This window comes from Peptostreptococcus canis, assembly GCF_014229965.1.
Lineage (GTDB): Bacteria > Bacillota > Clostridia > Peptostreptococcales > Peptostreptococcaceae > Peptostreptococcus > Peptostreptococcus canis.
The window spans coordinates 331769-347046 of the sequence record NZ_JABGBW010000001.1 but is presented as its reverse complement, the minus strand read 5'-3'; the positions used below and the strand labels follow the sequence as shown (position 1 = coordinate 347046).

The 15278-nt window shown below is 28.8% G+C and carries 16 protein-coding genes; 8 read left to right on the top strand and 8 right to left on the bottom strand.

The genetic code is table 11. The features are described 5' to 3' along the window. Positions 1–28: 28 nt before the first annotated feature. Positions 29–1297 (bottom strand): D-alanyl-D-alanine carboxypeptidase family protein, encoded by a 1269-nt coding sequence (locus tag HLB29_RS01650; protein WP_185623420.1) that lies wholly within the window; start codon positions 1295–1297, stop codon positions 29–31. A 369-nt stretch (positions 1298–1666) separates the two neighbouring features. Between HLB29_RS01650 and HLB29_RS01645 the strand changes: the two genes are divergently transcribed. Beyond that, complete coding sequence (locus tag HLB29_RS01645) at positions 1667–2197, top strand: DUF4364 family protein (protein ID WP_185623419.1); 531 nt, start codon at positions 1667–1669, stop codon at positions 2195–2197. A 207-nt stretch (positions 2198–2404) separates the two neighbouring features. On the opposite strand, the gene HLB29_RS01640 is transcribed toward HLB29_RS01645, so the two are convergent. The 6 genes from HLB29_RS01640 to HLB29_RS01615 form a co-directional block, all read right to left on the bottom strand. Beyond that, positions 2405–2566 (bottom strand): hypothetical protein, encoded by a 162-nt coding sequence (locus HLB29_RS01640; RefSeq protein WP_207719486.1) that lies wholly within the window; start codon positions 2564–2566, stop codon positions 2405–2407. Continuing rightward, a complete protein-coding gene (locus tag HLB29_RS01635; protein WP_185623417.1) occupies positions 2563–3312 on the bottom strand; it encodes a formylglycine-generating enzyme family protein in 750 nt (249 codons plus the stop codon). The genes HLB29_RS01640 and HLB29_RS01635 overlap by 4 nt, the downstream gene beginning before the upstream one ends. 289 nt (positions 3313–3601) lie before the next feature. Continuing rightward, positions 3602–4444, bottom strand: coding sequence for a class I SAM-dependent methyltransferase (locus HLB29_RS01630; protein WP_185623416.1), 843 nt, complete (start codon positions 4442–4444; stop codon positions 3602–3604). Positions 4445–4675: 231 nt separating this feature from the next. Then, positions 4676–5161, bottom strand: coding sequence for a GNAT family N-acetyltransferase (locus HLB29_RS01625; RefSeq protein ID WP_185623415.1), 486 nt, complete (start codon positions 5159–5161; stop codon positions 4676–4678). 411 nt (positions 5162–5572) lie between these two features. Further along, positions 5573–6190 (bottom strand): hypothetical protein, encoded by a 618-nt coding sequence (locus HLB29_RS01620; protein ID WP_185623414.1) that lies wholly within the window; start codon positions 6188–6190, stop codon positions 5573–5575. Positions 6191–6472: 282 nt separating this feature from the next. Next, positions 6473–7870, bottom strand: coding sequence for a bifunctional folylpolyglutamate synthase/dihydrofolate synthase (locus HLB29_RS01615; RefSeq protein ID WP_185623413.1), 1398 nt, complete (start codon positions 7868–7870; stop codon positions 6473–6475). Between the two features lie 189 nt (positions 7871–8059). Between HLB29_RS01615 and HLB29_RS01610 the strand changes: the two genes are divergently transcribed. Continuing rightward, positions 8060–8686: a GntR family transcriptional regulator gene (locus tag HLB29_RS01610; RefSeq protein ID WP_185623412.1), complete on the top strand. Its 627-nt coding sequence runs from the start codon at positions 8060–8062 to the stop codon at positions 8684–8686. A 206-nt stretch (positions 8687–8892) separates the two neighbouring features. Then, on the top strand, positions 8893–10323 hold the full coding sequence (locus HLB29_RS01605; protein ID WP_185623411.1) for an aminoacyl-histidine dipeptidase: 1431 nt from the start codon (positions 8893–8895) through the stop codon (positions 10321–10323). Positions 10324–10378: 55 nt separating this feature from the next. On the opposite strand, the gene HLB29_RS01600 is transcribed toward HLB29_RS01605, so the two are convergent. Further along, on the bottom strand, positions 10379–10954 hold the full coding sequence (locus tag HLB29_RS01600) for a DUF1989 domain-containing protein (protein ID WP_185623410.1): 576 nt from the start codon (positions 10952–10954) through the stop codon (positions 10379–10381). A 201-nt stretch (positions 10955–11155) separates the two neighbouring features. On the opposite strand from HLB29_RS01600, the gene HLB29_RS01595 reads away from it, so the two are divergent. From HLB29_RS01595 to HLB29_RS01575, 5 genes are all read left to right on the top strand, one after another. Further along, entirely contained in the window at positions 11156–12298 is a 1143-nt protein-coding gene (locus HLB29_RS01595) for a pyridoxal-phosphate-dependent aminotransferase family protein (protein ID WP_185623409.1), read from the top strand. A 27-nt stretch (positions 12299–12325) separates the two neighbouring features. Next, complete coding sequence (locus HLB29_RS01590) at positions 12326–12865, top strand: ECF transporter S component (protein ID WP_185623408.1); 540 nt, start codon at positions 12326–12328, stop codon at positions 12863–12865. Between the two features lie 178 nt (positions 12866–13043). After that, positions 13044–13259, top strand: a complete 216-nt coding sequence (locus HLB29_RS01585; protein WP_185623407.1) for a hypothetical protein — start codon at positions 13044–13046, stop codon at positions 13257–13259. Then, entirely contained in the window at positions 13216–14148 is a 933-nt protein-coding gene (locus HLB29_RS01580; RefSeq protein ID WP_185623406.1) for a cell wall-binding repeat-containing protein, read from the top strand. The genes HLB29_RS01585 and HLB29_RS01580 overlap by 44 nt, the downstream gene beginning before the upstream one ends. A 173-nt stretch (positions 14149–14321) precedes the next feature. After that, positions 14322–15062, top strand: coding sequence for a MerR family transcriptional regulator (locus tag HLB29_RS01575; protein ID WP_185623405.1), 741 nt, complete (start codon positions 14322–14324; stop codon positions 15060–15062). The last annotated feature ends 216 nt before the right edge of the window (positions 15063–15278 follow it).

The window sequence follows — 15278 nt, the reverse complement described above, 5'->3', positions numbered from 1 at the left end:
ATTACAACATCAGTCTTTAATACTTTTTTTAAAATATAGTTACTACAGGATAATCTAATTCTGAACTATCGATATTTCTAAGTTGCATAAACATAGAAGTCATTGAAATCATCATTCTTTTTAAAAAAGACATTTCAGAAAATGGCTTTTGTGAGTATAGCTCTGTTTTTGAAATAACATTTCCATTAATATCTTTTACCACATGATATGCCAATGGCTTGTTAGATTCTTTCATTATATTTATCATATTATAGTCAATACTATAATCCAATTTTTCATCTACTCTCTTCATTACCTTTAAGTCTTTTTTGGCAACTAAATCAGTTTTCAATAACCCTACTCCATTTATCTTCGTAGATATCACCTTAGCATCCTTTCTAGTTAGTAGTCTTGTCTTATAATTTCTGGAAATAAAATTTAATGTATTATAAGATGCTATTTTTCTATTTTCTTTGCTTGTAGTTCCCATGCTGACGCCAAGCAATCTCCCACTAGCCTCATTTCCGTCCCCACGATTAATTTTCATTGAATATGCCAAACAATAACCTGCACTATCTGTAAATCCAGTCTTTAATCCATCCACATCGTCTACAATAGCAAGCAGAGGATTAGTATTTTCTGAATTAATTCCTTTATTTGAATTAACATATCTTAATTTATCCGTTATCCTGATCAATTCATTAGGATAGTACTCATATAGCCAAGTTGCTAATTTTAGTACATCTCTGGCTGTAGTTTTATTTTCAGTTATATATTGTTTGCCTTCATAACTAACCTCTTCAGGAAGACCATTTGGATTATAAAATACAGTATTATTCATACCTATATATTTCGCTTTATCATTCATATTCTTCACAAAGGTTTTATAATCCCCTCCCACATGTCTAGCTACTGCTAAAGTCGCATCATTAGCAGAAATTATCATCATACCATCAATCAAATCACGTAGAGGTATTTTATCACCTGCTAATAAATTCATATGAGTTCCCATTCTATTGACATCAGATTGAATTATTTCTACCAAGTCGTTTTGTGAAACTTTTTTTTGTTTAATAGCATCAAAAGTAAGCAGCAAAGTCATCATTTTAGATAAACTCGCCATAGATGTTTTTATATCAGCATTTTTTTCATATACTATTCTCCCAGTGTCAAATTCTGAAACTATTGAAGATCTTGAATAAGCATCACTAAATCTGTTAGTTGCCGCAAAAGAGGAACTAGGTAATAGCAATACCATGGACATGCCAATCAAGCCCACTTTTTTAATTAATTTGCTAAGTACTCTCATTATTAGCATACACCTTCCTTATTTATAATTTTAATAAATTACAATATAAATTACTAGCTTTTACTATATTACAATATAAATCTAAAGAAAACAATGTATTCTCGTATTTTGTCATTATATTTTAATTAAATAATTAAATCAGCTATTTATAATAACATAAATACGTTTTTTATAATATTAAAATTGTATTTTAGTAAATTTTTATTGCTAATATGATACTTTTATGTCGATAATATATTTCAAATTCGATAACTAGGTTACAATTTGTTTATTATTTAATATATTCGTATTAAACAGATATTATTTTTCTTTGACAATATGCGTTACTTAATCTAAAATTAGATATATAATATCAGTATTTAGAACTGGAGGTAGACTATGTTTGAAAATAATACAGACGATTTAATACTTGAAAAATTAACAGTATTATATGCTTTAAACAATATATCAGATGATCTTACAGATTCTCAATTAACCCAAATCATTTTAGGCACAAATGTAATGAACTATTTTACTTTAATGACTTTATTACCAAAAATGATAGAATCAAAGTTTATTACAACACATAAAAAGAATGATTCTACGCTTTATACAATCACTCAAAATGGACTTGAAGTACTTATATATTTTAAAAACAGAATACCGGACTATTTTAAGGAAAAAATTGATGAATATATAAAAGAAAATCGAGAAGAATTACTTTCTCACAAGATTTCATACAAATCAAATTATATTCGCAAAGATGAAAATAGTTATATTGTAACCTTAATTGCAATAAAAGGTGGAGAAAACGTAATGAGCCTTAACCTAATAATGGCTTCGGAGGAAAAAGCTCTAAATACATGCCATAGTTGGAATAATTCAATAGATGACAAATATTCATTAATTTTAGATATACTTTCTGAATAAACATAAGATTTTTTTCAATCGCATAGAAAATCTTTTAATATCACTTTTACATTAGTAGAAATAATAAGTAAAAAATGGAAATACCCAATTAGAAATCGGGGTTCTATTTGGGAAGAATTGTTAATTATGTTTGAAGAATTTATTAGTTATTAGCTTTAAAACTGACTATATATTCACTCTTATTAACATATAAAAAACCAAATTATATTATAAAAACGGGAGAGCTATACTTTTTCTATTTTCTCCCGTTTCATGAGCGATTGTCATAAATAAATCTAAAAATGACTGTTCATCTGATATCATAGTAGAGTCATCTTCAATTCGTACAACATTGGTGCTATCTTTTAAGGCTAATATTCTGTACATCACTGAATTCCCTCCAAATTATTTTTTGCTATTCTAAATCCCAAATCATCAATTCTAAATTCCGGAAAACTCTTCCTCCTCGAGGTAACACCACAAGCTCTTTCTTCGCTTGCAAAGCTCCCACCTCTAAAAACTCGATAGTTTCCATATCGTTCCTCATCGTATAAATCAAAGCACCACTCCCAAACATTTCCAATCGTATCAAAAATTCCGAAATTATTCTCTTTTTTTCTTTTTACCTCGCACAATTTTCCGTCCGAATTTTCTTTAAACCACGCAATCTCTTCAATATTATCATATCGATATCCTTTTGTATTTGCCCTACAAGCATATTGCCATTCTGCTTCTGTTGGTAATCTAAATCCATTTTTTGAATTATCGAATACGATTTTTTCTGAAACAGAGTTCAATGTATAGCACTTTTCTAATGAAAGTTTTTCAGAAAGTATATTGCAAAATTTAATTGCATCTACCCAACTCACATTTACTACCGGATAATCTTTTGTTTGAATATCGCTGTCCATCTCCATTACATAATTATAGAGTTCATTGGTTACAGGCGTTTTAAGCAATGAAAAAGATTGAACCGTCACTAATTCTTCTCTAACAACTTTTTCTTTGTTTGTTCCGGGAACAGACATCTTATAATTTGAACTTAACCACTTAATTGGATCAACAAAATCCCTTATTAACTCCTGCCCATCCGAAATTAAAACCATATTTTCTTTTATATATTCCATTAAGTTCATTTAATACTTCCTCATAACTTTTAATACTATTTTAATCAACGATATTATTTTATCATTTTTTCCATGTTTTGTCAGTTAATCAAGCTAAACATTTATTTTGTAACTATATTTTCTACTTTGTGTTCCATTAAAACTCAATCCAAAACGGTGACAGGCGTTACTCTATTCCTTGCTCTTATAAGTATGTTCTCGATTTCATTATAAAAACTATTTTCCACAACACATTATCCTATGACTTATCATTAAAAGAGCTACAACTTATAGACTTTTTACTGTTTTCCCTACTAAACTATTCTAAGTTTTTAAAATCCATTCTGTTTATGGACATCTTCATTATATTATCACATATTCTTGCAAGTAAACGATGACTGAAGCGAATATTAGGACTTTTCATATCATAATAGCCTAACATATAACCATTTGATGTAACTTTGATATTTTCTGACCAGTTCAATTCTTGTATTGGATCATTTATGTAAAATAATCCTTCTATATCTCTGATACCCATATTTTTTAGCACCTTTGACATCATCAACTTTAAACCAAATTTACCTACGCTATCAAACACCAAGCAGCCTCCGGAATATCTTTTAGAAAGCTCTAATGCTAATTTCTTTACTTCATCTCTCTTAAAATAATGGAAAACTCCCGCCGCAAATAAAATAACTCCGTTAGTTCCATCTACTTTATCCATCCATGAGTAATCTTTTAAATCGCAAGCAATATTGATTTCTCTTTCGCATTTTAAAATTAGTTGATTTCTAATTTCTATAACATCAGGAAAATCTACATTGACTATATGACAAACGCCATTATCACAAGCTTTACCTGTTTCGTCCAAGCCACAGCCAAGATTTACAATCGTTGCTTTAGGATATTTCTTAAGATATTCTTTAATCTCCCACATAATATCCAGTTGTCTCATTGCTGCTTCAAGAGAACCAAATTCATATAAAAATGAATTTTTCTTTTTTTCTAACTCAGAAAAATCATAGTCTAATCTATCGCATAATTTCTCTGCAAAAATATCTGTATAAATTTCAGGGAATTTTTCAGAACACATTTTTCTACCATATAACGGAACAATCAATGTTTCTTGAACAGTATTTTTTTCTATCTTTACCTTTTCCATATAAGTAGAACCTCCTACGAATTGAATTCGCATTTATATATTCTCTCTTTATAACTAAGTTTATTACCATATAATTAATATTATATAACAAATGAGAATTTTTTTCTATATCCATAACATCTTGATTTTTTTATTCCAATCCTCTTTTTTATAAAAAAGGAAGTATCAGCTGTTTACTTTTACTTCCTCTCAGTGATCTTATTTAATTTTTTTACTTAGAAAAACTGCGATTTATCGATTTTCAATCATCAATTCTTTGCATTTCCATTCTTCTCCCAAAACATAATATGTTTCTGTCTTATCAATAATTATATCATCAAAACCAACTGCTTTGTAACAGAAATATGCAGATTCATTGTTTTCAAAAACACTTAATGAAACCTTTTTTGCACCATAAATTTCAAATGCAAATTTTAAACCTAACCGAAGCATCTCCTTGCCATATCCTTTGCCACGCTTTGAAGGGTCAATAACTACAAAGCCAAACCTCAACTCGTCAAAGTTTTCTGAAGGTCTTCTCATTGTAAAAAAACCTACTGTCTCATCATCTTCAATCGCTGTAAAAGCCATTAGATTATTAACAAAACTAAACTGCTCTTTGGTTATCGGATATTCTCCCAAAACACCTGCTGACCATTTATAAAAAGCTATTTCATCTTTGTTCCAAGAAAGAATTATATCTGCATCATTTATATTATAAGGTTTTAATCTCAACACTATTATTTTCCTCCATAAATTCTAATTTGTCAACTATTCATCGGTTTTATTATATCACGTTTCAAACATTTTGTCATTTAATCAATCTGAATATTCATTCTTATAACCATTGTATTTTTATTTATACTTATCTAGCCCATCCTTTACAATACTTATCCCATTTTGTAATCATTGCCGACTGCATTTTTATGGAGTTCATTAGTTTTTCCAAGCCTTTTATCATAAATCACTCCTTTCAAACAATAAAAAAGAATTAAGCAAAACATCTTTCACTCAAATAGTGATGAAGTGTTCTTCTTAATTCTATAACTCCTGTAATAAATATTTAAATTTTAAAACTGACTAACTCATAGATTAGCCATATAAAGCTAATTTATGGAAAAAACTCTTATACTCATTTTATTGTTTAAACTATCTTCTAGACAACATAAACACTGTGTCATCCAAGGTTTTAAATTCTATATCCGTTTTTTCTAATAACCCATGAATAAATGCTCTTCTTAAAGGAATATAATATTTCTTAAAATCTATATCGTGACATACCCAATATCTCACAGTACTAGGCCTGGCTCTAGTCCAAACAATTTCATCAACTGATTCATCTACAAGTTTGTTTAATTCTTCTGATTTACCACCGTCAAGCAAAAAATCTCTGATAACTTCATACATCTCTTTCATAGGAAGATCTTTATACTCTATATTAACTTCCTGTCCTAATTTATAGAATTCTTCTTTTAAATTTATTATTTGTCCTTCATCCGCTTCTATTACCTTTTTTACTGCATAAGCAAGTCTATTTTCAATAATAGAAAGATTTTTCTCAAGCCACTTTGGATTATTTTCATTTTTTTCAATAACTTTGTCTATATCATCAAACTCCACATTACCAAACCTTTCATCTAGTTCGTGAGATAAATTTAGACCAAGCATCTGCTCCTCTGAAACTTTTATTACAGCTTGAACAAATTTTTCTTGTTGAACAATTCTATTATAACATTTTACAAAATCCATATTCTTATTCTCTACCATAATAATTCTCCTATATATCTACCAATCTCTATATTTTTTTCAAAAAACATTTTCATAATTTATAATCTATATTATACATTATTTAACAAACTTTTTGTAGTACTTATTAATAAATTTTATTAATTTCTTTAATTTATTAATTATTGTATTCATATAATAGGCATTATCTCATTAAAATTAAAAAAGTCACATAGTTTACAATTTATGACAATATAATATGTGACTTTTATAACGAAATTAATCAATTTTCTGACAAAACTTTTTTTATTTAAATAAATATTCTTACCTTTTTACAAATCCTCTTATATGACCTATCAAGAATAATGAGCCTGCAGCAACTACAGCATATTTATTTTTTAAAGAATTATTATTCTGTATACTTTTCAGAGATTTATTTTTTATTTTTGATAAACTATTACTTTTTTTAGTGCTTTTTTCTTTTTTTATATCTTCAATCCATTTATATGAATAATTTACGGCTTCCTCAATATTTTCAATACATATAATATCATCTATATACATACCTACTCTGTACGCAAGCTCCTCTACTTCCAAAGCTCTTGGACTATCCGGCTTAGTGACTATAACTCTGTTGAATTTCGGAACTAATACCTTTACTATTCCATCAACATCTTTATCTGATAAAACTCCTAAAATCAAGGTTTTGTCATATTCATTTCCTAATAATCTTTCGACTTCATCTGATAATAAAGTTGCAGAGTCTTTATTATGTGCACCATCGATTATATATAATGGTTTTTCACTGATAACCTCAAATCTTCCTGCCCATCTAGTATTTAGTAATCCTTTTTTTATACTTTCTTCATCCACTTTACAAAGATATCCTTTGCTCATTAATATAGAAATTGCATCAATAGCCAGTATCGCATTTCTTATCTGATGTTCTCCAATCATTCTTATTTTCAAATCTTTATATTTTTTACCATTAAAATTCGTAAATGAAAATATCTGATTATTCAAATTTGATTTCTTAATATCTATGTTCTTATTTTCTGACACAAACAACTCTGCTTCTTTACTATCGGCATATTTTTCTATCACATCTATTATATTTTTTTCCTGTCTATAGACCACTACCAAACCATTTTTTTTGATTATTCCCGCTTTCTCATATGCAATTTTTTCTACAGTATTTCCAAGTATACCTACATGATCCAAGCTTATTGAAGATATAACACTTATAAGGGAGTTATCTATGACATTTGTTGCATCAAATCTTCCTCCTAGCCCTACCTCTAGTACCAGAATGTCTACTTTTTCTTTATTATAAAAATTGAATGCAGTTGCCGTAACTATCTCAAATTCTGTAGGATGCGAAAAACCATCTTCCAACATTTCTTCTACTTTCTCTCTAACTTCTGATACTGATAATGCCAACTTTTCATCATCAATATTTTTTCCGTTTATTTTTATTCTCTCATTAAACACTTCTAAAAATGGGGAAGTATACAAACCAACCTTATATCCACTTTCTATTAATATATTTGATATAAAAGATGATGTAGAACCCTTTCCATTCGTACCGGCAACGTGTATAATATCAAGATTATTTTGAGGATTACCAAGTTTATTTAATAGTTCCCTTATAGAATCCAACCCCAACACCATACCGAACTTATCCACACCATGTATATATTCCAAAGCTTCACTATAATTCATACTATCTCCTCCATAAAACATCTAATAAAAATATATTACTAAATTAATCCTAATTTATCAAATATTTTTATATTGTTTCTCCAAAACTATTCTTATTGTATTTTATAAATAAACTATATATAATGGAAATATAGATATCTAAAAATTAAATTAGCAAACAGTGTGATAATGCGGGAGGTATATTTTAAAATGAAAAAAGTAGATATTTACGAAGAACTTAAAAATAGAATAGTGAAAAACGAGTATAAGCCCGGCGATGTATTGAATGAAATAGAAATATCGAAAGAATTTGGTATAAGTAGAACTCCTGTTAGAAATGCATTTCAAAAATTAGAAATTGACAGACTTATTAATATAGTTCCCAGATATGGAGTTCAGGTATCTTTTGTTGACTTTACAAATATGAAATCTCTTTTTGAGCTTACAACAATATTAGACCCTATCGCTACCAAAAATGCAATTAAATCCATTACAACAGAACAGTTGAAAAGGCTGAAGGAAATAACGAGAGAACTTGAAGAGCTATCTTCTGAAGATAATTACCAAAAGGCGATAAACCTTGATGAAGAATTTCATGATATAATTATATCCGCTTGTGGAAATATTTGGCTTGCAGATACGCTTTCCTCTCTTCATTTACATACAGAGAGACTTTGGCATTATTGTAAGGAGTATTTTAATGATATGACTATATTTACAAGAACATTTAATAAAATTATTGAAGCTATTGAATTACAGGATGAAGAAATGGCTGAACAATATTCAAAAGAACATATAAATGATTTTGTATCCAAAATAAAAGAAGCTTTATTTTAATTTTTATAACTCCAGATAAAATACAATAATATTTTATCTTTATATTGAATTTTAATAATGGTAAAAAACTTGTTTTTTTACCATTATTATTGTATTATTAAGAGGTAATATAATAATTTTTTTATTTATTTTACATATAAAGCCTTAATATTTTTGGCTATAATATATTAAGACTTTTTATATCAAATTTTAGGAGGTCTAACTTAATGAATAATCTTAGTAATTTAGAACCAAAGGAAGTATTTAAATGGTTTTATGAAATTAATCAGATTCCAAGAAGTTCTGGTAAAGAAAAAGAAATCAGTGATTTCTTAGTTAAATTTGCAAAGGATAGAAATCTTGAAGTATATCAGGATGAAATTCTAAATGTAATAATTAAAAAACCTGGTACTCCGGGATACGAAAACTCTGAAACGATAATATTACAAGGACACATGGATATGGTTTGCGTTAAGGCTGATGGCTCTGATCATAACTTTGACATAGATCCTATTGAAATGATAGTCGATGGAGATATACTTAGAGCAAATAAAACTACTTTAGGTGGAGATGATGGTATAGCAGTTGCTTATGGTCTTGCACTACTTGACTCAAATGATATTCCACATCCGCCGTTAGAAGTTTTAATCACTACTAATGAAGAAACCGGTATGGATGGAGCTATGGCTCTTACTGCTGAACATCTAACAGGAACACGTTTACTTAATCTTGATACTGAAGAAGAAGGAGTATTTCTAGTAAGCTGCTCTGGTGGTTCAAATATTGATATGACTTTTAATATTGAAAAACAACCTGCTAAAGACAGTGCTTATGAAATTGTTGTTTCCGGATTGAAAGGCGGTCATTCTGGAGCAGAAATCCATTTACAGAGAGGTAATGCAATAAAAATAGCCACTAGATTTTTAAGCAAAGTAAGATCGAATATAACACTAGCAGCTATAGAGGGAGGTATCAAACATAATGCCGTTCCTAGTTATGCTAAGGCTATATTTACAACTAAAGATTTTTCTTCTATTGAAAGTTGTCTAAACTCTCTAATCGATGATATCAAAGAAGAATATAGAGTCGAAGAACCAAATCTAACAATAGCCATAAATCCTTCTTCAGCATCTGAAACTTATACTGATAAATTAAGTAAGGATATTATAGATTTCTTAATGGTACTACCTGATGGGGTTCAATATATGAGTAAAGATATAGATGGTCTTGTACAAACATCACTAAATAATGCCATAATAAGTGAAAGTGATGGTAAATTAGTCCTTGTAACTTCTGTTCGTTCAGCTTCTTCAAGCTCACTAAGAGAAATCTTGGATACTCTTGCCATCATATGTGAAAGATTCGGTGCAGATAGCAAAGAGTATGCAGCTTATCCGGCATGGCAATACGAAGCCGATTCAAAATTAAGAGATATAGCTGTTAAAGCATTTAATGATATATATGGAAAAGATCCTGAAATTTCTTCTATCCATGCAGGATTAGAATGCGGTCTTTTAAAGGGAATCCTTCCAAATACTGATATGCTAAGCTTTGGACCAGATATAAAAGATGCACATACTCCATTAGAACATATGAGTATTTCTTCTGTTGAAAGAGTTTGGGACTTCACTAAGAAATTATTAGCGGATTTAAAATAATATAAAAACTTATACAAAAAGATGGAGCTTTAAACAAACTCCATCTTTTTTATTGCTAATCCTCTATAATAATTTTTACAGAAGTACATTTTCCTCCATTACACTGACTTTCTGAAACACTACAAGCGGCAACACCCAACCTTACATCCGACTCGGCTCTAAGTATTATTTTATCTCCCGCTTTGGAAAGTGGGGCTTTTACTTCGATTGTTCCATCGATATTTATTTTTGTATACATAAATAAATTTACAGGTGTTATAATATCTCTCTGTCTTGATAAACTTGTATTAATATTTTCCAAACAGTTTTTATGACCTTTTCCATTTCCATAAAAAAATTCATACATTTCCGGACGGCAACAAGGGTGTATTAAATCATGTTCTCCAACATCATCAAACAATACCTTGAACATTGAGCGATACTTATTTGAGAAAATTAAATCTCCTACTTTTAGCCTTAAAGATTCATTACAATCAATTGTAACACCGGGAGATAAAAATTCATTTTCAGAATTTTTAACTTCTGCAAAAAAATCTACAACTTGACCGCCCTCAATATCAATGACAGTTATTCTTTGTCCTTTCATAACATCAATAGATACTCCGGAACACGAATTTATAATATATTCCATAAAGCTCCCTCCTTCATTTTATCTTTTAATTATAATTTATTACTTAATATTATAGCATTATTATTTACATTGTCCACCTAAATATCATACCGATACAATTCGTGTTTTTCATAAAATTGTATCGATTATATTTATTACTTTTTTTATTCCATATATAATATAAATGTAATTGAAATATTATACTATAAATGGAGGTAAATGATGATTAATAAATACAACTACTCACCTGGTCCATCATACGTAAAAGAAAACGTCAGACTTGCCAGAGCATATGAAGTTACAAATTCGGATATAGATATTGACTTTGTAAAATACTATAAAGATACCTGTGATTTATTCAATAAAATTATCGATTCAGACAATGAAACATATATAATTTCAGGTGAAGCAATTCTAGGACTTGAAGCAGCTTGCGCAACTCTCACAGAAGATGGTGACAGAGTGTTGGTACTTGACAATGGATTATATGGAAATGGATTCAAAGATTTTGTATCAATCTATGGAGGTCAACCGGTTTTATTTACCCAAGACTATCATAATGAAATATCATCGGAAGCATTAGAGGAATATCTAAAAGAAGATTCAAATTTTAAATACGCAACTTTAGTACATTGCGATACACCTACAGGCATGATAAATGATATACATAAACTATGTCCAATACTTAAAAAATACGGAATATTGACCGTTGTTGACTCTGTCTCAGGTATGGTAGGTGAACGCGTATCCGTAAAAGAATCTAAAATAGACATATTATTGGGCGGTTCTCAAAAAGCAATTTCTGCTCAACCGGGAATAACCATTGTATCTGTAAGCGAAGATGCTAAAAAATCCTTTAAAAATAGAAAAACTCTTGTAAGAAGTTTCTATGCAAATCTTAGAATATGGGAAAATTATTTAGAGGAACAATATTTTCCTTATACACTACCGGCTAGTGATATAGTTTCTTTTAGAGTCGCTCTTGAAAACATAGTTGAAGAGGGAATTGAAAATGTTCTAAAAAGACACGAAAAAATTGCCAACGCTGTAAGAAAATCTATAAAAGATTTTGGACTTGAGCTTTTCTCGGAAAATGACAATTCAAATACTGTAACTGCAATAAAAATGCCTGAAAAAATAAAAGCCACAGATATCAGTGATTATATATTAAAAAAACACAATGTACTCATAGCCACATCGTTAGCTGAATACAAAGATTCTATACTTAGAATAGGGCACATGGGAGAAAATGCAAGAATAGAAAAAACTCTATATATTTTAAATTTGTTAGAAGAAGCTTTTAATTCATTTGGCTTTAAATCAAAAAAATCTCTAACAGAATCCTTTATTGAAAATATATATTAAAATACAATACTAAATTAGGAGGAATATATGTCTAATACTTTAACAACTAAAAAATCCAATATTTCAACTAGAGACCTAGTTGAATGTGCACTTCTTACTGCACTTGTATTTATAGCCACAAAATTTATAAATATAACACTTCCAATATCTATGAAAGGCGGACTAATTCACCTCGGTACAGGTATGTTATTTATAGCATCAATAGTATTTGGTGAAAAAAAAGGTGCAATCTCGGGAGCATTCGGAATGGGATTATTTGATATTTTATCAGGATGGGCAGTCTGGGCACCTTTTACTTTTATTATCCGTGGAATTATGGGCTACATTTTAGGTAAAATTTCCAGAATAAATGGAAATAACGGTAATAATATTCTAATAAATCTATTGGCAATGTTAGTGTCTACAATTTGGATGATAATAGGGTATTATTTTTCAGAAGTAATATTATATGGAAACTGGATTCAACCATTCACATCTATACCTGGTGATGTTCTTCAAGGTATAATAGGCGGTATGATAGCTCTACCTATAATCAAAGGACTTAAGAGATTTCACCTAGGTGAATAATGTGAAAATTTATTATGAGATTAGAAGTATTACACTATTATTATAAACTAATCTATTTATATTCATAAATAGATATTTGTTTTTACAGGTTAAACATTAGAATTTGACTATTTCCGTGAATGAGAGTATAATTCTATTGATGAATTCTATAAACAATTATTTTGGAGGTATAAATAATATGAATAAAAATAAAAAGATCATCGCATCAATATTATTGTCACTAATAATATTAATCAACGGCAGTAGTATATTTGCCAATGAAAATGTATCATCTGAAATAGAACATTCCACAGATATTGCTGCAACAAATAATAAGTCCAATGAAAATGTTGAAAGTGATAAAAAAGAAGATGAACAAAAAAAGGATAAATGTTACCAGAATTGCAGGTATTAACAGGTATGAAACGGCATTAAAAACTAAATACTATTATTTAGATGAAATAGCATCTTCTAAATTTCTAGTTGTAACTAGTGGAGAATCATTTGTAGATGCCTTATCAGGTGGTTTGTTAGCTAGTGAATATAATTGCCCATTAGTTTTTGTTAAAAATAACAGTTTGAATAATGATTTTAAAAAAGGATACAATCCTTTAAAAATTCAAAAAGTTTTTGTAGTTGGTGGAAAATCAACTATTTCTGATAAAACAATTAAAGATTTAGATATATCTAATATGGAAAGATTATCAGGAAAAAATAGACTTGAAACAGCACACAAAGTAGATACTGAAATTAAGAATTTAATGGCAAGTAGAAATCCTAAAATTTCTGCATATACAGATATAATTGCTGTATATGATGGCTATAATTTCCCGGATGCCCTGTCTGCGATACCTTTTATGTATCAATATAATAGAAGACCAAATGATAATTATTTATCTTTGTTTCCAAATATAGAAAAATCAAAAAATAAGATAGAAGGTTCGGCATATTTAATTTTTGGTGGTAAATCATCAGTTCCGGAATATTCTTATGAAAAAACTAGATTTGATGGTAAAAACAGATATGAAACGGCTGTTCTTGTTGCAAAGGCTTATAAAGAGATGATCAATAAGGATATCGATACTATTGTACTGGTCTCTGGTAAGGATTACGCTGATGCATTATCATCAACACCATTAGCAAGTTCAAAAAAAGCAGCAATACTATTAACAGAATCAAATAATTTAAATGCCTATACGAAAGAGTATTTATCTACTAATAAAAATATTAAAAATGTGATAATAGTAGGTGGAGAATCTTCAGTATCAAATAGTATAGTAAACGAATTAGAGGCTATAAAATAGTAAATATTATAAAATATATTACCTGAAAAATGTCCAAATAAATTGGTATAAAGGTGGATATTCTCAACATTTGTTTTGTTGAAAATATCCATTTTTTTTATGATATTTTAAAAAATATATTGACTATAACATAACGTGATGGTTTATACTAAATATCGTTAGGAGGTGGTTAATTGTATTTAATAAAAAAAGCAAGCGAAATCAGTGGTGTATCGGTGCGCACTTTACATCATTATGATGAAATTGGACTTTTGTCTCCACAAAAAAATCAAAATGGCTATAGGTATTACTCTGAGGAAGATATGTCAATCCTGCAAACCATATTGTTTTATAGGTATTTAGGATTTTCCTTAAAACAGATCAAAGAATTATTAACAAAAGAAGATAAAGACCTATTGATTCATTTTAAAAAACAACTAAATTTGATGCAAAATGAAAAAACTAGACTCTTAACACTAATAGACACTCTAGAGAAAACAATAGAATCTGAGGAAAGGAGATTGACTATGCCAACAAAAGAAAAATTTAATGGTTTCACTTATCAAGACAATCAGAAATACACTCAAGCTGCCATTAAAAAATATGGAAAAGAAGTGATCGAAAATTCAATTAAAAAACAAAAGGGAAAAGAACAAGAAATCGCTGATGGATTTAATGAGATTTTCTTTGAATTTTCAAGAAACATGTCAGATGGAATGGAAGCTACTTCTAAAGAAAACGTGAATTTGTCACAAAAATTGCATAAAAATTTATGTAAATACTCTTTTGATTGTTCATATGAAGTATTCTCAAGTATTGGTCATGGCTACGTTCAAAACAATGAATTTAAAGAAAATTTGGATAAATTTGGCGATGGGACTGCTCAATATGTATGCGATGCAATTCAACAATATGTTAGCGAACTTACTAGATAATAATGAAGTAGCTTAAAGTTATTTATCTGTTTTTAATAGTATTTGTTGCAACAAAATTATTAATCTAATACTAATCAGAAAAAAAGTCAAAAATAGTAAAATTTATTATATGACAAAAATATGAAATAATAGCGTTGATAGAAAATTATCCATTCTTATCATTAATAATTATGGATATTTACCATCAACGCTAAATCCCGTTCAATATCATCTACA